Below are 17,850 nucleotides of genomic sequence, written 5' to 3'. Positions count from 1 at the left end.
GAACCGATGTTCCGATGATCGGGACTATTTCGGTTCGAAACAGTGTGTTGGTCATAACTTCGATGGCAGGAAACTCTGCACGAGGAGGAACGCCCGCATGACTAACAAGGTGCTCGATCGGGTCCGCGATCTGCTGCCCGCGATCCGGGAACGCGCGGTTCAGGCCGAAGAGCAGCGGCGGGTGCCCGACGCCAGCATCGCCGAGCTCACCGAGGCCGGTGTGTTCCGCATGCTGCAGCCGGCCCGCTTCGGCGGCATGGAGGAGTCCCCGGTCGCCTTCTACGAGGTGATCCGCGCGATCGGTACCGTGTGCCCGTCCACCGCGTGGGTGTCCTCGGTGCTGGGCGCGCACCCGTGGCAGCTGGCCCTGTTCGAGGACCAGGCGCAGCAGGACGTGTGGGCCGAGAACCCCGACACCCTGGTGTCCTCCTCCTACGCGCCGACCGGCAAGCTGACCGTCGTCGACGGCGGCTACGAGCTGTCGGGCCGCTGGCAGTTCTCCTCCGGCTGCGACCACGGCCAGTGGGTGTTTCTGGGCGCACTGGTGCCGACCGCGACCGGCATGGACTACTACACGGTCCTGGTGCCGCGCACCGACTACCGCATCGAGGACACCTGGAACGTGTCGGGCCTGGCGGGCACCGGCTCCAACGACATCGTCATCGAGCAGGCCTTCGTCCCGGCCTATCGCGCCTACTCGGCCGCGGATCAGGCCAACCTGATCGGCCCCGGCCAGGCGGTGAACACCAACCCGCTGTACAAGATCTCGTTCGGCGCGCTGTTCTCCAACACCATCACCGCCCCGATCATCGGTGCGGCGCAGGGCGCCTACGACGCGCACATCGAGCGTCAGCGCGAGCGCGTGCGGCTGTCCTACGGCGGCCAGAAGGTCTCCGAGGATCCCTTCGCCCACGTCCGGATCGCCCGCGCCGCTTCGGAAATCGACGCCGCGGTGCTCCAGATGGAGCGCAACATGTCCGAGCAGCTGCGCTACGCGCAGGCCGGTGAGGAGATCCCGTTCGAGCTGCGGCTGGCCACCCGCCGCGACCAGGTGCGCGGCACCGAGCGCGCGCTCGAAGCGATCGACCTGCTGTTCAAGAACTCCGGCGGCCACGCCATCCGCCAGCCCAACATCATCGAGCGCAACTGGCGCGACGCCCACGCGGGCAGCGTGCACGTGATCAACGACGTGGAGCGCGCGCTGGCCATGTACGGCAAGGGCGCCATGGGCCTCGAGGTCGCGGATCGGATGCTCTGATGACCCTCACCGCGGAGAGCACCACCAAGTGGGTGACCGTCGACGGTCACAAGCTCCGCTATCACGAGGCCGGCGAGGGCCCGGCGCTGGTGCTGCTGCACGGCTCCGGCGCGGGTGTGTCCGGCTGGGCCAACTTCGGTGAGAACCTGCCGGTGCTGGCCCAGCACTTCCGCTGCCTGATCCTGGATCAGCCGGGCTTCGGCGAGAGCGGTCGCCCGGAGGTGTACGAGCGCAACTACCTGCGCATCGCCGCCGACGCGGTGATCGGCCTGCTCGACGAGCTGGGCCTGGAGAAGGCGCACGTGCTCGGCAATTCCATGGGCGGCACGGTCGCGACCCTGCTCGCGCTCGAGCATCCGGGCCGCGTGGACCGCGTGGTGCTGATGGCCCCCGGCGGGGTTGGGGTGAACATCCTCGGACCCGAACCGTCCGAGGGCATCAACCGGCTCATGGAGTTCAATATGAACCCCAGCGACGAGAAGGCCATGGGCTTCCTGCGGGCCATGGTCTCGAACCCGGCCACCCTCACCGAGGAACTCGTCGCCAAGCGCCTGAGGGCCGCCGCCGACCCGAAGGGCCAGGCCGCCCTGCGCGACGCCTACGCCACCTTCTACAACCCGAAGCTGGCCGAGCCGGTTCCGCTGTGGGCGCGGCTCAAGGGGATCAAGCAGGAAGTGCTGATCCTGTGGGGCCGTGACGACCGGGTCACCCCGGTGGAGGGCTCGCTCTTCGCGGCCCGGCAGATCCCCAACGCGGACCTGCGCACCTTCGCCCGCTGCGGCCACTGGGTCATGGTGGAGCGCAAGGACGCGTTCGAGCGTTCGGTGATCGACTTCCTGAACAACGGCTTGTAGCAAGCGGTTTCCCGTGATTCGGGGGGTGGGCGGTACCTCATGGGTGCCGCCCACCCCCCGAATTCGTTTTCCCGGATCAGGGCCCGGCGCTAGAGTCCGACCATGACGTGGACTGCTCCCGAGGTCACCCGTTCGCAGCAGCTGCTCGCCGGCGACGAGCGCGCCATGCTGCACTCCCTGCTCACCCGCGGCCGCGAGATCCTGCTGTGGAAATGCCAGGGCCTCACCGGCGCTCAGCTCGCGACCCGCAGCGTGGAGCCGTCCAGCATGTCCCTGCTGGGCCTGATCCGGCACATGACCGAGGTGGAACGCGGCTGGTTCCGCATGCGCGCGGCGGGCGAGGACCTGGCCTACATCTACTCCGACGAGATCAATCGCGACGGCGACTTCGACGACACCGACCCCGAGCGGGCCGAAGCCGACTACGCCCGGTTCGTCGAGGAACTGGCCCTGTGCGACAAGGCCGTTGCCGACCTGGCCCTCGACCACGCCGCCCCGCACCCCCGCACCGGCAAGGACCTGTCCCTGCGCTGGATCTACCTGCACATGATCGAGGAGTACGGCCGTCACGCCGGGCACGCCGACCTGTTGCGCGAACGCATCGACGGGGCCACCGGCTACCAGTGATCACTCCGCGGCGCGGCGGCGGCCCTCGCGGAAGAACTCGGTGAGCGCGTCCAGGTCGCCGAGTTCGGCGATGGTGCGGGACGCGCCGAAGGACTGGTTCCAGAATTCGCCGGTGCGCGGCCGCCACGGGCCCACATAGGCGTAGGGCTCGCCGATCAGGGCGTCGCCGGGCGAGACCCCGTAATTGACTTCGTCGATGTCGATCCCGAGATCGAAATGCTCGGGCCACAGCACCGGCGTGCGGTCGGGGGCCAGGGCGCGCAGGGCGGCATCGCCGAGTCCGTAAGCGCTGGTGAGGATCCGGGACTGCCGGGCGTCGACGAACAGGGGCGCGTTCGGGTCCAACGTCGTGCGGCTCGCGTACACGCCCTCCGGCATCCCCGGTTCGACACCCGCCGCGGCGGCCAGCTCCGCGATGGTCGCGCCGTCCAGCTTCCCGATCGGCAGGTCGTCGAGCAGGAGGACATCGGCGCGCACCGCGAGTCGTGGCTCCTGCACCGTGGCGAATCCGCCGGGCACCGGGGTCAGCCGAATCGTCTTGCTGCGCGTGTATTCCGGTCCGGCCAGCAGTTGTTCGGCCACCGCGTGCAGGCTTTCGCGGGTCCGGCGGTAGTCGTCGATGGTCATCATGCGAGCAAGTCCTCCGGGATGGTCGGGACCTACAGGTCGTGTTCGTGGGCCCAGGCCGCCAGCTGGGTGCGGGAGGTCAGGCCGAGCTTGGTGAGAATGTGTTCGACATGGGTCTCGGCGGTGCGCACCGAGATGACCAGATCGGCGGCGATCTTCTTATTGCTGTGCCCGGCCGCCACCAGCCGGGCCACGTCCTTCTGACGGCGGGTCAGCACATTGGTCTCCGACAGCGTCGCCGTCACGGAGCGGGCGGGGCGCTTGAGCGCGGGCGGCGCGGCGGCCGGTGCCGGCTCCGGCGCGGCGGTGTGGCCGAGCGCGTAGTCGATGGCCTCGCTCAGCGGCAGGCTCGCGCCCGCGCCGAACGCGGTGCGGAAGGCTTCCTCGCCCAGGGCCTCGCGGACCTTGAGCCGCTCCTTCTCGCCGACCGCGACCGTGATGGTGTGCGCCAGCCGGATGGTGCTGCGCTGCAAGGACTCCGCCGCGCCCAGCAGCCGCGCGGCCCGCTCGTGGTCGCCGCCCGCCGAGACCGTCCAGGCCAGGCCCTCGAAGGCCGACGACAGCCAGATGCAGCGTTCGAACAGGGCCAGCTGCTCGATGGCGCGGCCGTGGAATTCGGCGGCCGCCTCCAGTTCGCCGCGCCGCCAGTGGTCGATGCCGACCGTCCACAGCGCCAGCCCGCCCAGCAGATGCGAACCGGAGTCGGTGGTGAGTTCCAGGAAACGCTCGGCCAGTTCGGTGCGGCCGGGCGCCTCCAGGACCATCGCCGCCATGAAAGAGAAGGCGTGCGAGTCCATCTCGATCGCGTTCTGCCCGGTTTCGGCGGCCAGCTCGATGGCGCTGCGGCCCAGTTCCAGGGAACGTTCGCGGTCGCTGGCGAAGGCCAGCAGCGACCGGTCCAGCGCCACCTCGGCGAGGATGTCGTCATCGTCGAGGGTGGCGGCCAGTTCCATGCACTCGGCCACCAGCCGCGCCGCCGACTCCTGATCGCCCAGCAGGGCGGCCAGCGAGGCGGCCGAGGACAGCGCCTTGGCGCGTTCGGCGGTGCGCTCGGGGTTACGGGTGAGCGAGTCGGTGAGCCAGCGATAGCCCTCGGACAGGAACCGGTTGTGCTCCCAGAACGGGCGCAGCACCGTCACCGTGGCCATGGTGCGCAAGGGGTCGTCCTCGAGGCCCGACCGCAGTGCCGCACGCAAATTCGCGTGCTCGCGGCTCAGTTCGCGGAACCACGCCACGTCGGCGGAGGTCCAGTACGCGGTCTGCCCCTGCATGGCCAGCCGCCGGTAGTGCTCGCGGTGCCGGGCCCGAACCTCCTGCGCCGTACCGCGTTCGGCGAGCCGGTCGGCGGCGAACTGGCGGATCGGCTCCAGCATCGAGTACCGGGCCACGTCGCCGTCGAAGCGCAGCATCACCACCGACTTGTCGACCAGCCCGGTGAGCGCCTCGATGAGCGCGCCCGGCGCGAGCTCGCACACCGCCTCCGCGGCGTCGATGTCGAAGCCGCCCGCGAACACCGAAAGCTGTTCCCACAGTGCCTGTTCGGCGGTGGTGCACAGGTCGTAGCTCCAGCGGATCGCACCCTCGATGGTCTGCTGCCGTTGCGGCGCGGTGCGCGGCCCGGCGCTGAGCAGCCCGATGGTGTCGTCGAGGCGGTCGCGGATCTGCTCGGGGGTGAACATGCGCAGTCGCAGCGCGGCGAGTTCCAGCGCCAGCGGCATGCCCTCGAGGCGGCGGCAGATCTCGGCGAGCACCGCCCGATTGGCGGGGGTGGCCTCGAAACCCGGGTTGGCGGCGGTGGCCCGCTCGATGAACAGCTGCAGCGCGTCGCCGTCCTCGCCCAGGGTGTCGGGCACGGTCAGCGGCGGCACCGGCATCACCTGTTCGCCGGGGATGCCGAGCACCTCGCGGCTGGTGGCCAGCACCCGCACATCGGGGGTGGTGGCGATGATCCGGCCGACCAGCGCGGCGCACGCCTCGATCAGATGCTCACAGTTGTCCAGAATCAGCAGCAGCCGCTTGTCGGCCAGGAATTCGGTGAGCCGGGGCAGCGGCGCGGTGGACTCGTCGCGCAGGTTCAGGGCCTCGGCGACGCTCAGCGTGACCAGGGCAGGATCGTGCACGTCGGCCAGCTCCACCAGCCACACGCCGTCCGGGAACGCCCGCGCCACCAGGTGCCCGATCTGCCGCGACAGGCGGGTCTTGCCCATGCCGCCGGGGCCCAGCAGGGTCAGCACCCGGGTGGTCGGCAGCAGACGCTTCGCGGTAGCCAGTTCTTCGCGACGGCCGACGAATGAAGTGACCTCTTCAGGGAGGTTTCCATTGACACGCCGCGCCATGGGGTCCAACCTATGTGATTTGCCGCATTCAGTGCCAGCAGGCACGCATAAACCCAGCTCGCGGGTGCCCTCGGTGTGCGCGGCGATACACTCGGCCGGGTGCCGAGCAGAAGCCGCCGCGCCCGCCTCGCCGACGTCCACGACCTGGCCGGGGCCATGCCGCACGTCACCGTCGAGTACGGGCCCGCGGGCAACCCGGTCTATCAGGTGGGCCGCAAGTCCTTCGTCTACTTCCGCACCCCGCGCCCCGACGCCGCCGACCCGGACACGGGGGAGCGCTACGACGACGTCATCATCATCTGGGTGCCGTCCGAGGACGACAAACTGGCCCTGACCCAGGATCCCGGCTCACCGTTCTTCACCACGCCGCACTTCCGGGGACACCTGTCGGTTCTGGTGCGCGGCAGCCGAATTCCCGAACTGACCCTGGGCGAACTCGCCGAAGTCGTGCAGGACGCCTGGCTTTCGCGGGCCTCGGCCACTCGCGCCCGTCGGTGGCTGGCCGAGAACGGGCCCGCCGCTCAGGGGTGAGCCGACGGCTCCGCGCTGTCCGGCCGGGTCAGCGCCGCGCGCAGGCTCGCGATCAGGACGGCCTGTGCCGCACGGCCTTCCGGGGTCGGCGTCAGCGGATAGACGTGCACCAGATCCGCGGCCTCGTGATAGTCGACCGCCACGCCCGCGGCCCGGGCCTTGCCGACCAGCAGCCGCACATCCGGTGCGAGGATGTCGCGGGTGCCGCAGAACACGGTCAGCGGCCCGAGCCCGGTGAAGTCCGCGAACAGCGGGCTGACCTGCGGGTCGGTGATGGGCAGCGGTCCGCTCCAGTGCTCGCCGAGTACCAGGCCGCCGGGGCGGCCCAGCCACGGGTCGCTCGGCTGCACCTCGGCGATCTCCGGATTGCTCATCGACAGGTCCAGGGCGGGGGAGATCAGCACCGTGCGCGGCAGCGTCACCTCGTGCTCGTCGCGCAGCAGCAGGGCGGTCGACAGCGAGATCTGCCCGCCCGCCGAATCACCGGCCAGGCACACCTCGCCGTATCGGGCCCGGTTGGCCAGCACCAGCTCCGCGAAGGCCGGGATCACCCGATCGGCGGTGCCGAACGGGATCAGCGGGTAGATGGGAAGCGTGACAGTGGTTTCCGCGCGGGCCGCGATCTCCGCGGCCAGCCGCCAGTGCTGCGGCGCGATCTCGTTCACCCAGCCCCCGCCGTGCGCGTAGACGACATTGCCGCGGGCGCGACCGGACCGCGGCGTCAGCGTGTAGACCGGCCGGACCGAATCGTGGAGCACCGAGACCTCGACATCCGAGCGCAGCCGGCGCGGCGGGCCGTAGGGCAGCGGCCGCAGGGTGCGCTCCCGGATGCGTTCCCGCGCGCCTTCCGCGGTGATGAACGGGCGATTGGCGCGCGTGGCCCGCAGATACCAGGGCACTATCCGGCTGAGCAGGCTGGGCATTCGAGCCTCCGGGGTTTCTGGGGTGCCCACACCGCGTCGTGTGGCCGCTCCCGCCGACGATACCGAAACCCCGGCCTATCCGTTCTCGGCGACGGCGCCGGTCAGGAAGGCGGACATGGCCTCGGCCACGGCGTCGGGGCGATCCAGCATCGACAGGACGTAGGCGTCGTCGAGTTCGACCAGGCGGGCCTTGGGGATCAGCTCGGCCAGGCGGCGGCCGTGCTCGCGCGGCATCACCTTGCCCGCCGACGACCACAGGATCAGGGCGTCGCCGGGGAAGTCGCGCAGCGCTTCGGTATTCGCGATGTACTCGGCCTTCGACCGCGGGGAGCGCGCGTAGCCGAGCAGGTCCCGTCGAATCCGCTTGTCCCGCAGGCCCGGTTCGGTCCAGCCGCGGACCAGGTCGTCGTCGATCGGGCGACGCGCCATCCAGCCGAACATGACCGGGGTGGCGCGCAGCCACGACACCCGTAACTGCCTGAGCGCCAGCGTGACTCCGCCGGGCAGCGCGCACGCCACGATGGCGGTCTTGCCGGGCAGTCCGGGCGGGAAGTTGTCGAACGCCTCGCAGGGCAGCACGATCAATCGCCCGACCCGCTCGTCGAGGCCGTACGCGGTGAGGAACAGCCCGCCGCCCCAATCGCTGTGCACCAGGGTGACATCGCGCAGATCCAGCGCGGTGAGGAATTCCGCGAGCAGCCGATTCAGCCCCCGCATGCTCAGGTCGGCGTCCGCGCGCAGCGGTTCGGGGTGTGCGCCCAGCGGCAGATCCGGCAGCACGTACCGGAAGCCCGCGGGCAGCTTGCCGATCACCTCGTTCCACACCGTGTGATTCATCAGCAGACCGTGCAGCAGCACCACCGCCGGTCCCTCGCCCCGCTCGGCGTACTGCACCGGTCCTGCGCTCAGTTCGACTGTCGGCATCGCCTTCTCCCCTCTAGAGCACACGCTCTAGTGCGTTTGCTCTAGTCTGGACGGGTGAGCGAGAAGCTGTCAACCACCACCCGGGATCGCCTGGTCACCGCCGTCGCCGAGCTCATGCGTGTCCAGGGCTACAGCGCGATCACCGTCAAACAGATCACCGCGGCCTCGGGCGCCCCGATGGGCTCGCTCTACCACCACTTCCCGGCCGGGAAGGCGGGCATCGCGGCGGAGGCGCTGCGCACCTCGGGTGCGGCCTACATCCAGTTGCTGCCGCTGCTCATGGACATGCACGAGGATCTGCGCGAGGCCGTGCCCGCCGCGTTCACCGCCGCCGCCGAGACCATCGAGCAGAGCGGATGGATGAACATGTGCCCGGTCGGAACCGTGGCCGGGGAGGTGGCCGACAGCGAACCCGGGATCCGCGAGGTGGCCGCGGACGTCATGCGGTCCTGGATCGACGAGGGGACAAGCTATTTCGTGCGGCGCGGCCTCGGGGAAGCCGATGCCCGGGAGCTGATGGTGGCCGTATTGTGCGCCCTGGAAGGCGCGTTCGTGCTCAGCCGCACCCTGCGATCCACCGAGCCGTTGCTGGCGGCGGGGCAGGCGATGGGAGCGCGCGTGAACCAGCTGCTTGACATCAACATTGGTTGAGGTTGGAGGGTGGGGTCATGTCGACCGAAACCACCCTCGCCGTCACGCCCTTCGATGACACGACCGCCGAGACCCTCGCGCGCTCGCTGTCGCACGCGGTCGTCGTCGGCATCGGCGAGTCCACCCGTTTCGCCCACCAGACCTTCGCCGTGCGCGACGCGATCTTCCGGAACCTGGTCGAGCGCCACGGCTTCCGCACCCTGGCCGTGCAGGACAGCGCCGACGTCGGCGCGACCCTGGACGCGTACGTCCGCACCGGCGCGGGTACCGCCGTCTCCGCCCTCGACCTGTCCTGGCGGCCTTGGCGCACAGCGGAAATGGCGGAGGCCCTGACCTGGATCCGAGAGTTCAACCAGGCCCGCCCCGGCGATCAGGTCGGCATCATCGGCGTCAAGCCGGTGCAGGCCAAGCCTGAGGACTACGACACCGTCCTGGACGCGGTCCGGCGCCACGTACCCGACCGCGCCGCCGAGCTGGCCGCGCACCTGGACCCCATCCGCACCGCGCACACCGTCGACGAACACGTTCAGCGCGCCCGCGGCGTCCACCCCGGCCGCCGCTTCCTCGACCACGCCCGCGACGCGTCGGCGCTGGTGGCGTCGATCCCCGAAATCGGCGAGACCGTCCGCGCCCGAATGGCTTTGATCGAGGAATTCCATCGGAACAGCGTCGCGGGCCGGGGCAGTTTCGCAGGCGACGGCGAGCGGTGGGCGGCCACGATCATCGATCACCTCGGGCGCACCGGATCGCGCACCGTGTACTGGGACGGCATCGCCCACGTCTCCGCCGGGGCCGCCGCGATGGGGCTCGCCGCGGGGCAGGAGGCGACGGCGAGCGTCGGCAGCGTGCTGCGCGCCCACTTCGGCCGCGACTACGCCGCGGTGGCGATCGGATTCCACCACGGCGATGTGGGGGTGGCCCAGATCCCCGCTCCGGCACCGGATTTCCTGGACGCGCGGCTGGGCGCTGCGGGTCCGGCACGGCTGTGGCGGGACCTGCGCGCCGAACCGCTCCCCGGTCCGGCCAAGTTGCGCGTGATCAGCGGCGTCTACGACCCGGTCCGGGATGCCGACGAGCACTTGGCGATTCGTGATCTGCCGGAGGCCTTCGACGTGCTGATCCACCTGCGCGAGGTGACCGCGGTGCGCTGGCTGCCGTGAGCCTGCCCGAACCCGCCCCGGCGTCGCATACGCTGCGCCGGTGAGCGAAGACCTTGGGGAAGACTTCCGGCACCCGACGGAAGAGCAACGGCGGCAACGCGATGCGGAGGCGAACGAGTGGTGGGCGCGCAATTACGGTCGCCGAGTGGAGCTGGGTGGCTTCGGTGAAGCGCTCTCGGCGCTGCTGGCCACCGAGCTCAACGACTGGTCGTGGGCCGAGATCGACGAGGTCTATACGAAATTGGCCTGGGAGTCGACCCGCGACGACGCGGCCGGGCTGGTCTTCGCGGCCGTGGACGGCGCGGAACTCGTCGCCGTCGAGACCCGGCGCGTGGCCACCGCGCCGGGGTTCGGGTACGGGGAGTTCACACAGCTCGTGCTGTCGTATCCCTGCGGGTCCGCCGTCGTCGACCACGTGTTCACCACCGCGCTGGCCGACTGCATCGGCGTCCTGGGCGAACCGGACCTGGTCGGCGGCCCGGGCGCACAGGCGATGTGGTGGCGCGGTGGGGAGATCGTGACGTTGGGCCGGTCGATCCGGCCGATCGAGGTGAGCCTGCGGATCGAACCGCGCGGCCCGCGCGAGACCGAGCGGGAGTTCGACTGGGAATACCATGAGGACCACTGGCCGGGGGAATGCTGGCTGGCGTGGCCGGACGAGTCGCGCGCCTGGGACATCGGGGCGCTGGGCGACAAGGAGCCCGACGCGGCCACCCTCGAGGAGCTCGAGGACCACATCGACCGCCTGTTCCTGTCGCTGACCGTGGACCTGCCGGTCCTGCATCCCCTTGTCCCGCACGTGATCTGGGTGATCACCCCGGCCGATCGCCCGCACTGGATCGCGCAGGGCTTCTTCGCCGCCAACGCCCAGTCCCGGCTCGAGGTGCGCGAGGACGACCACGCGCGCGGGCAGATGTACAACCACGGCGTCGGCGCGGCCCGGCAGATGGCGGCCGAGACCAAGGCCGCGATCCGCCGCTCGGGCGTGAAGTACCCGTCGGACTTGCGTTTTCAGGCCTGGGTGTCCCCGGCGAAACCGGCCTTGCAGGCGTTCCGGCTCGGGCTGCGCTGGGACGAGCACCGCCCGGACGACGACTGAACCCGGTCGCTAGCCGACCGCGGGAATGTCGGTCAGCAGGTGGCTCATCCGATCCCGCTTGGTGGTCAGGTAGTGCACATTGTGCTCGGTCGGCTGGGTCTGCAGCGGGATCCGGGCGTGCACCGCGATGCCGTGGGCCTGCAGCCCGGACTGCTTGGCCGGGTTGTTGCTCAGCAGCCGAACCGAATTCACCCCCAGATCGCGCAGGATGTGGGCGGCCGCCCGGTAGTCGCGGGCGTCGATGGGCAGGCCGAGCCGGACATTGGCGTCCACGGTGTCGGCCCCGCCGTCCTGTAATTCGTAGGCGCGCAGCTTGTTGAGCAGCCCGATGCCCCGGCCTTCCTGACCACGCAGGTAGACCACGACCCCGCGGCCCGCGGCGGCCACCGCTTCCAGGGCGGCGTCGAGCTGTTCGCCGCAGTCGCAGCGCAGCGACCCGAAGGCGTCGCCGGTCAGGCATTCGGAATGCACTCGGGCCAGGGCGTTCTCGCCCGACGGGTCGCCCAGGACCAGGGCCAGGTGTTCGTCGCCGGTGTGGGCGTCGGCGTAGCCGAAGACCCGGAAATCGCCGAAGCGGGTGGGCAGCCGTGTCTCGACCTCGCGGGAGATGCCGTGCTCCAACCGTTTCCGGTACTCGATCAGGTCGGCGATGGAGACCAGCGGGATGTCCCATTCCTTGGCCAGGATCAGCAGATCGGGGAGCCGGGCCATGCCGCCGTCGTCATCGACCACCTCGGCGATGACACCGGCGGGGCGCAGCCCGGCCAGGCGCATCAGGTCCACGGCGGCCTCGGTGTGGCCCGGACGGCCCAGCACGCCACGGTCGTTGGCGCGCAACGGGAACACGTGGCCCGGGCGGGAGAGCTGTTCGGCGGTGGTGCGCGGGTCGGCCAGCAGGCGCATGGTGTGCGCGCGGTCCGCCGCGGAGATGCCCGTGCTCACACCGGTGACGGCGTCCACGGAGACGGTGTACGCGGTGCCCTTGGGGTCCTCGTTGACCGCGGTCATGGGCGGCAGCCCGAGCCGGTCGCAGTCCTCGCCGGTCATGGGCACGCAGAGGACGCCGCTGGTGTGCCGCACCAGGAACGCGATGTTCGCCGCGGTCGCGTGTTCGGCGGCCAGGATCAGATCGCCCTCGTTCTCGCGGTTCTCGTCGTCCACGACCAGCACCATGCCGCCGCGGGCCACCGCCGCCACCGCGCTCTCGATGGAGTCCAGTGCACCGGTCATCGTCGACCAACCTCTCCGGCCGCACGAACGATGGCTTGCAGAACTGTGGGCTTGCGGCCTATTACCAATAGAAATATGACTGGCGGAGAACATCGAGGTCAGGTCTCGCTGAGCGGTCACGGAAAGGGCCCGGAAGCGTATCGCTCCCGGGCCCTTCCCCTTCAATCAGTGCCTCGCGGTCAGTGCCACAGAGTGCCCTGCGGTCAGTGCGCGGCACCACCCGTCGCCGGGGTCCGGCCGTGCTTCATGATGAGCGCTCCGACGAGCGCCACCGCCGCGGAGACAGCCACGAAGTAGAAGCCCAGCTCGTAACCCTTGTCGGCGTACAGCATCGGGATCTCCTTGGTGACCGGCGGCGCGCCCGTCACCGACACCACGGCCTTGACCGGGTTCGCGGTCAGCAGCGCGGTGGCCACCGCGAGACCGATCGCCGCGCCCATGGCCTGCATGACGCCGAGCATGCCCGCGCTGATGCCCTGCTGTTGCGCCGGAACACCTTCCACGATCAGGTTCGGCGTGGACGCGTAGTAGAAGGCGAACGCGACACCGTAGACCGCGCTGATCAGCGCCTGGGTCTGCCAGCCGTGCGACAGCGCCGCGTAGGCCAGACCGCTGCCCACGAAGATGGTCAGCGCCGTCACCAGCGGCCAGCGGGCGCCCGAGCGCCGGATCCACAGACCGCCGAGGAATCCGAAGATCATGGCGATCAAGGACTGTGCGAGCGTCACGTGGGTGGCGAACTTCATCAGCGTGAAGTTGTCGCCGTAGCTGTAGCCCGGTTCCAGATCCACCTTCACCATGTCCGGCGGCAGGTGCTGGTACACCGCCTCCGGCGGCACCTGGGCGTTCACCATCTCCGGGGTCACCTGGGCGTTGACCTTGTCGGTCAGCTGCTGCTTCAGCTCCGCCGGCAGCTCCATGCCCGGGGGCATGGCGGCCTTGGCCTGCGCCTCGGCGGCAGCCAGGCCCTGGGCGCGCGCCTGGGTCAGCGCCTGCGCCTGCGCCTGGGCCAGCGCACCCTGCTTCACCTGTTCCCAGGTGGCGTCCTTGACCTGCGAGACGACCTCCGACGACGGCGGCGACTGGGTCATGTAACCGGTTGCGTAGGACTGGTATCCGATCATGAACGAGGCCAGCAGACCGATGAACAGCACCACGCTGACGCGCGGGTTGAACAGCAGCTTCATGTCCATGATGGGGTTCTTGGCCCGCATCTCCACGATCGGGAACAGCGCCAGCAGCGCCAGGCCGCCGATCAGCCACACCAGCGTGGACGGCTTGCTCCAGCCCCAGTCCTGGCCCTTGTCCAGGTACAGCAGGGTGAGGGTGGCGCCCGCGCCGAGCAGCACCGCGCCGATGATGTCCAGGCGCTGCGGGGTGCGCAGCTTGGACTCCGGGACGAAGGCGATCAGCAGCGGCGTCATCACCAGGGTGAAGATGAACAGGAACCAGAACAGTCCACGCCAGCTGGTGTGATCGGTGATGTAGCCGCCGATCAGCGGACCCGCGAGCGCCGAGACGCCCAGACCCGTGGAGGCGATGCCGAGGCCGATGGGCACCATGCGGCGCGGCATCAGGTCGCGGATCAGGCCGTAGGACACCACGGTCGTCGCGATGGCGGTGGCCTGCAGCGCGCGGCCCACGAGGAAGATCGCCCAGGTGCTGGTGAGCGCGCACATGGCCGTGCCGATGAGGAACAGCCCGCCGCAGATCAGGAACATCCGCTTCTTGCCGTAGATGTCGCTGAGCTTGCCGATGAGCGGGGACACCGCGGCACCGAAGATGCCGAACACGATGATGGCCCAGTTGATGTTCGCGCCCTGGTCGGGGAAGGTCGGCGCGATCTGGCGCAGGGCGGAGGCGACCATGACGTACTGCATCGGGGAGATCTCGGTGAACAGCACGATGATCGCGAGGACCGACCAGATCCTCAGGTTTGACGCGCCATCGAGACGACCCGAGTCGTCAGGCGCAGTTCCGGGCGGCACCGCGGTGTCGACGGAGGTGGACATAGTGCGTCCTCCAGGGTGGGTAGTAACACGATCATGTGAACCGTGTCACGGCCGAGGAGTGCTGCCCATCACAAAGTCCGGTCAGTGGGAATCACCGGAATTCTATTTCTTCGCGGTCTTCCTGCGGCTACGCTGTCTCGCCAGTTTGTCCAAATCTGACAGCAAGTCCTCTGCGAATTCCTTCTCCGCCTCGTAATGCTTGACGCACCACCGCAAGACCGCGCTGGGGTAGGCCCAATCCGGATTCACGTCCGCGCCCTCGGCGTCGGCCTGCGCCCGGCGGCGCATGGTCTCGGTGTATTCGATGTGCTGCTGCAGGATCTCGCGCATCCGGTCCGGCTCGGCCAGATGACCGAGCCAAGCCCGCAGCATCACACTGTGTTTGAGCACCGGGGCCTCGACGGGGGAGTGGTTGACCCACTCCGAGGCGGCCTCGCGCCCGGCCTCGGTGATGGCGTACATGCGCTTGCCGCGCATGCCGTCCTCGGAGACCACGGTCCGCGACACCGCGTACCCGTGTTTCTCCAATCGCTTGAGCTCGGCGTAGATCTGGGAGAACGAGGGGCTCCAGTAGAAGAACTGCAGACTCCAGTCGGCCCACTTCTTGAGGTCGTATCCGGAGAGTTCCTCGGCATGCGAGAGCATTCCGAGCACCGCCCACGCGGTCGTGGGCAGGTCCGGAATCGCCCGCGCCTCCGCGGACGGCACGCCATCGATCATCATCGAACTGTATCGCCCCGGCATGTGCCCGCTCCGATCAACGCCAGTGCGCGCGACGCGGGAACAGGGTGCGGCCGGCCTCGTGGGCGACCTCGAGCACGACGCGGGCCAGCCGGTCGTAGCTCATGCCCTCGGCGCGACCCGACAGCGACAGCGCGGCGGGCGCGGTGCCCCGTCCCCGCAGCGGCGCGGCGACGCAGGCGATGCCGGCGATGGCCTCCTCGCGGTCGATGGCCACACCCTGGCGCAGGCGGATCTGCTGCAGCTCGCGGGTCAGCGCCTCGGGCTCGCAGATGGTGCGCGGGGTCAGGCGCGGCAGTCGGGTGCGCAGCGCGGCCTCGGCGATGTTGGGCTCCAGACAGGCCAGCATGGCCTTGCCGAGAGCGGTTGCGTGCGCGGGCATCCGGCCGCCCAGGCGGGTGGGCAGGCTCGCGGCGAAGCGGCCGCCGGCCTTGTCCAGGTAGACCACGTCGCGGCCGTCGAGCACGGCCAGGTGGCCGACCATGCCGGTGCGCTGGCTCAGCTCGTGCAGCAGCGGGGAGACGGCGTCGCGGATCTCGTTGTGGTCGGCGGTCAGGCCGCCCAGCTCGAGGGCGCGCATGCCCAGCCGGTAGCCGCCCGAGGTGTGGGCCAGCCAGCGCAGCTTGATCATCTGGTCGAGGATCCGGTGCACGGTGGACCGCGGCAGCCCGGTGCGCTCGACCAGACCGAGCAGCGTGAGGGTCGGGGTGGAGGCGTCGAAGGCGTCCAGGATCAGCGTCATGCGCTCGATCATCGAGACGGGGACCTCGGCACTCGCGCGAGATTCCTTGGCGCGCATGGGGTTGTGGGGGTGTCGAGTATCCGCGGGCGGCAGCATGGCGATGGTCATATGTACCTCCGTTGGTTCATATCCGGGCTGGGTGTATCGGATGGGGCTATTCCGATTAGGCATGTACCTAGCTCGGACCTTGTGCTACCCATCACAGTGCCGCACGCCACAACCTGCGGAATCGGGAGAACTACGTAAAACCTACGGATCCGTGTCCCGATCACCGAACCACCGTGTTGACGCCTCCTGCTCACGACCTGCTGTCATGACTGCTAGCTATATTTCGGATCGAAATAAGGAGGAGCCGGTGCTCGATCAGACCCCGGCCATCGACGCGACGGCCTTCAAGACCGTCCTCGGGCGTTTCTGCTCGGGGGTCACCGTGATCACCGCCCTCGACGAGGACGAGCCGCTCGGCTTCGCCTGCCAGTCGTTCGCATCGCTGTCCATCGACCCGCCGCTGGTGAGCTTCTTCCCGGCGCGCAGCTCGAGCACGTGGCCGCGCATCCGCGAGATCGGGCGGTTCTGTGTCAACATTCTGGCCGACGACCAGGCCGAGCTCTGCCGGCAGCTGGGCCGCCCCGGCCCGGACAAGTTCGCGGGCGTCGAGTGGGCCCCCTCGGAGAACGGTTCGCCATTGCTCGCGGGCGCCATGGCGTCGATCGACTGCGAGCTCTACGACGAGGCCGACGGCGGCGACCACACCATCGTCATCGGACGCGTGACCTGCTTGAATGAACATTCCGAAGCCAAGCCGCTGCTGTTCTACCGCGCCGCGTTCGGTCGTCTCGAGCATCCGTAATCGGGCCCGTCTCGACTATCAGTAGTCACCGCCCGGCCAGTGAGACTGCGCTGTCGTCACCGTCACACCGGCCGCAACCATCGAAGCAAGGCAAGGGAGAGGAATTCACATGACCACCACGGACAGTGAGGTGCGAGTCATCGATGCCGGGAAGCCCCCGACTCGATTCGCGCGCGGCTGGCACTGCCTGGGCCTGGCCGACTCCTTCCGCGACGGAAAGCCGCACACCGTCAAGGCTTTCGGCACCGAGATCGTGGTGTTCGCGACCGAGAACGGCGACCTGAACGTGCTCAACGCCTACTGCCCCCACATGGGCGGCAACCTGGCCGACGGCACCGTCAAGGGCGACTCCATCGCGTGCCCGTTCCACGACTGGCGCTGGAACGGTAAGGGCAAGTGCACCGGCATCCCCTACGCGCGCCGGGTGCCCCCGTTGGCCCGCACCAAGGCGTGGCCGACCATGGTCGAGAACAAGCAGCTGTTCGTCTGGCACGACCCGGAGAACAAGCAGCCGCCCGCCGAGCTGGCCATCCCGCGCATCGACGCCGCCTTCGACGACCAGTGGACCGACTGGACCTGGAACTCCATGATCGTCGACGCCAACTGCCGCGAGGTGGTGGACAACGTCGTCGACATGGCGCACTTCTTCTACGTGCACTACGGCTTCCCGACCTTCTTCAAGAACGTCTTCGAGGGCCACACCGCCAGCCAGTACATGACCTCCGTGTCGCGCGAGGACATGATGGGCGAGACCGCCAAGGCGCTGGGCGGCAAGAACGTGCTGCAGTCGGAGGCCTCCTACTACGGGCCGTCCTACATGATCGACTACCTCGAGAGCGAGAGCCCGAACGGTCTCGTGGTCGAGGGCTACCTGATCAACTGCCACTACCCGATCAACGAGAACCAGTTCGTGCTGCAGTACGGCGCCATCGCCAAGAAGCCCGAGGGCGTCCCGGCCGAGCAGGCCGCGGAGATCGCCGCCAAGTTCGTCGGCGGCCTGGGCAAGGGCTTCGAGCAGGACGCGGCCATCTGGAAGCGCAAGTCGCGGATCAACAACCCGCTGCTGTGCGAGGAGGACGGCCCGGTCTATCAGCTGCGTCGCTGGTACGAGCAGTTCTACGTGGACGCGGCCGAGGTCGCGGACGAGATGACCGACCGCTTCGAGTTCGAGGTGGACACCACCCGCGCGGTCACCGCGTGGGAGGCCGAGGTCGCCGACAACCTGGCCAAGCGCGACGCTGCCGTGGCGGGCCACGTATCCAACACCGGCGCCTGAGAGGCATTG

General features: G+C 69.4%; 17 protein-coding genes. 9 read left to right on the top strand and 8 right to left on the bottom strand.

Going from position 1 to position 17,850, the window contains the following annotated elements:
- Positions 1-97 precede the first annotated feature (97 nt).
- The 3 genes from hsaA to ABZ412_RS12400 all read left to right on the top strand — a co-directional run bounded on the left by hsaA (position 98) and on the right by ABZ412_RS12400 (position 2,739).
- The gene (gene hsaA / locus ABZ412_RS12410) at positions 98-1,258 is read left to right on the top strand and encodes a 3-hydroxy-9,10-secoandrosta-1,3,5(10)-triene-9,17-dione monooxygenase oxygenase subunit (RefSeq protein WP_357279664.1); all 1,161 of its coding nucleotides are present in this window, start codon (positions 98-100) and stop codon (positions 1,256-1,258) included.
- Complete coding sequence (locus tag ABZ412_RS12405; RefSeq protein ID WP_357279661.1) at positions 1,258-2,112, top strand: alpha/beta fold hydrolase; 855 nt, start codon at positions 1,258-1,260, stop codon at positions 2,110-2,112. The genes hsaA and ABZ412_RS12405 overlap by 1 nt, the downstream gene beginning before the upstream one ends.
- 102 nt (positions 2,113-2,214) lie before the next feature.
- Positions 2,215-2,739 (top strand): DinB family protein, encoded by a 525-nt coding sequence (locus tag ABZ412_RS12400; RefSeq protein ID WP_357279658.1) that lies wholly within the window; start codon positions 2,215-2,217, stop codon positions 2,737-2,739.
- On the opposite strand, the gene ABZ412_RS12395 is transcribed toward ABZ412_RS12400, so the two are convergent.
- On the bottom strand, positions 2,740-3,369 hold the full coding sequence (locus tag ABZ412_RS12395) for a hypothetical protein (protein ID WP_357279656.1): 630 nt from the start codon (positions 3,367-3,369) through the stop codon (positions 2,740-2,742). It lies immediately after the preceding gene.
- Positions 3,370-3,398: 29 nt separating this feature from the next.
- Positions 3,399-5,702 (bottom strand): LuxR C-terminal-related transcriptional regulator, encoded by a 2,304-nt coding sequence (locus ABZ412_RS12390; protein ID WP_357279653.1) that lies wholly within the window; start codon positions 5,700-5,702, stop codon positions 3,399-3,401.
- Positions 5,703-5,801: 99 nt separating this feature from the next.
- Here ABZ412_RS12390 and ABZ412_RS12385 point away from each other — a divergent pair, with 99 nt between their 5' ends.
- On the top strand, positions 5,802-6,233 hold the full coding sequence (locus ABZ412_RS12385) for a hypothetical protein (RefSeq protein WP_357279650.1): 432 nt from the start codon (positions 5,802-5,804) through the stop codon (positions 6,231-6,233).
- Here the strand turns inward: ABZ412_RS12385 and ABZ412_RS12380 are convergent.
- Positions 6,224-7,156, bottom strand: a complete 933-nt coding sequence (locus tag ABZ412_RS12380; protein ID WP_357279647.1) for an alpha/beta hydrolase fold domain-containing protein — start codon at positions 7,154-7,156, stop codon at positions 6,224-6,226. The genes ABZ412_RS12385 and ABZ412_RS12380 overlap by 10 nt on opposite strands.
- Before the next feature lie 75 nt (positions 7,157-7,231).
- Positions 7,232-8,080 carry an alpha/beta hydrolase gene (locus tag ABZ412_RS12375; protein ID WP_357279645.1) on the bottom strand — a complete coding sequence of 283 codons (849 nt, stop codon included), beginning with the start codon at positions 8,078-8,080 and terminating at the stop codon, positions 7,232-7,234.
- A gap of 54 nt (positions 8,081-8,134) precedes the next feature.
- Here ABZ412_RS12375 and ABZ412_RS12370 point away from each other — a divergent pair, with 54 nt between their 5' ends.
- From ABZ412_RS12370 to ABZ412_RS12360, 3 genes are read left to right on the top strand one after another with little or no spacing between them, the layout of a single operon-like run.
- Positions 8,135-8,731 carry a TetR/AcrR family transcriptional regulator gene (locus ABZ412_RS12370; protein ID WP_357279642.1) on the top strand — a complete coding sequence of 199 codons (597 nt, stop codon included), beginning with the start codon at positions 8,135-8,137 and terminating at the stop codon, positions 8,729-8,731.
- Between the two features lie 17 nt (positions 8,732-8,748).
- Positions 8,749-9,891 (top strand): erythromycin esterase family protein, encoded by a 1,143-nt coding sequence (locus ABZ412_RS12365; protein ID WP_357279640.1) that lies wholly within the window; start codon positions 8,749-8,751, stop codon positions 9,889-9,891.
- 40 nt (positions 9,892-9,931) lie between these two features.
- Positions 9,932-10,990 (top strand): hypothetical protein, encoded by a 1,059-nt coding sequence (locus ABZ412_RS12360; protein WP_357279637.1) that lies wholly within the window; start codon positions 9,932-9,934, stop codon positions 10,988-10,990.
- A gap of 9 nt (positions 10,991-10,999) precedes the next feature.
- On the opposite strand, the gene ABZ412_RS12355 is transcribed toward ABZ412_RS12360, so the two are convergent.
- The 4 genes from ABZ412_RS12355 to ABZ412_RS12340 all read right to left on the bottom strand — a co-directional run bounded on the left by ABZ412_RS12355 (position 11,000) and on the right by ABZ412_RS12340 (position 15,823).
- Complete coding sequence (locus ABZ412_RS12355) at positions 11,000-12,220, bottom strand: bifunctional 3,4-dihydroxy-2-butanone-4-phosphate synthase/GTP cyclohydrolase II (protein ID WP_357279635.1); 1,221 nt, start codon at positions 12,218-12,220, stop codon at positions 11,000-11,002.
- Positions 12,221-12,423: 203 nt separating this feature from the next.
- A complete protein-coding gene (locus tag ABZ412_RS12350; protein ID WP_357279632.1) occupies positions 12,424-14,232 on the bottom strand; it encodes an MFS transporter in 1,809 nt (602 codons plus the stop codon).
- A 102-nt stretch (positions 14,233-14,334) separates the two neighbouring features.
- Positions 14,335-14,952, bottom strand: a complete 618-nt coding sequence (locus ABZ412_RS12345; protein ID WP_357279630.1) for a PadR family transcriptional regulator — start codon at positions 14,950-14,952, stop codon at positions 14,335-14,337.
- A gap of 37 nt (positions 14,953-14,989) precedes the next feature.
- Positions 14,990-15,823 carry an IclR family transcriptional regulator gene (locus tag ABZ412_RS12340; RefSeq protein ID WP_357090075.1) on the bottom strand — a complete coding sequence of 278 codons (834 nt, stop codon included), beginning with the start codon at positions 15,821-15,823 and terminating at the stop codon, positions 14,990-14,992.
- Positions 15,824-16,070: 247 nt separating this feature from the next.
- Here ABZ412_RS12340 and ABZ412_RS12335 point away from each other — a divergent pair, with 247 nt between their 5' ends.
- Positions 16,071-16,565, top strand: a complete 495-nt coding sequence (locus ABZ412_RS12335; RefSeq protein WP_357279627.1) for a flavin reductase family protein — start codon at positions 16,071-16,073, stop codon at positions 16,563-16,565.
- Between the two features lie 109 nt (positions 16,566-16,674).
- Positions 16,675-17,841 carry a Rieske 2Fe-2S domain-containing protein gene (locus ABZ412_RS12330; protein ID WP_357279624.1) on the top strand — a complete coding sequence of 389 codons (1,167 nt, stop codon included), beginning with the start codon at positions 16,675-16,677 and terminating at the stop codon, positions 17,839-17,841.
- The last annotated feature ends 9 nt before the right edge of the window (positions 17,842-17,850 follow it).

It is taken from the genome of Nocardia sp. NPDC005746 (assembly GCF_040630785.1).
Classification (GTDB): Bacteria; Actinomycetota; Actinomycetes; order Mycobacteriales; family Mycobacteriaceae; genus Nocardia.
This window is presented reverse-complemented; position numbering and strand designations above follow the sequence as displayed.